Consider the following 292-nt stretch of genomic DNA (forward strand, 5'->3'; position numbering starts at 1 on the left):
GATCGACCGGTACGATCGCTCGGAGAAGTTGCCCGCAGGCGAAAGCGCCCTTACGCTTCTTCGGGTTCCAAATCGTCCAAAGCCGGTGCGGCTGACGTTTTCGCCTTGCCACCGGAGCGCACCGTGGAGAGGGCATCGGCGAAGGGAACGGGCTTGCCGCTGACGACGCGGAACTCGCATAATCAAGATCGCCCTCAAGGATTTGTTGGCGCAGCTCCACGCAGTTTGCTTCGGTGAAGCGCATTCCCTTGGTCACGAGCTCGCCTGTCGAGGAAAAGTCGATGACCTGTCT

1 protein-coding gene is annotated in these 292 nt (G+C 60.3%); it reads right to left on the bottom strand.

What is annotated here, in order from left to right:
* Positions 1-256 (bottom strand): hypothetical protein (locus tag NE591_RS15090; protein ID WP_256157082.1); only part of this gene is annotated, 256 nt, incomplete at its 3' end.
* Positions 257-292: the final 36 nt, after the last annotated feature.

It is taken from the genome of Adlercreutzia sp. DFI.6.23 (assembly GCF_024462535.1).
In the GTDB taxonomy this organism is placed as follows: domain Bacteria; phylum Actinomycetota; class Coriobacteriia; order Coriobacteriales; family Eggerthellaceae; genus Adlercreutzia; species Adlercreutzia rubneri.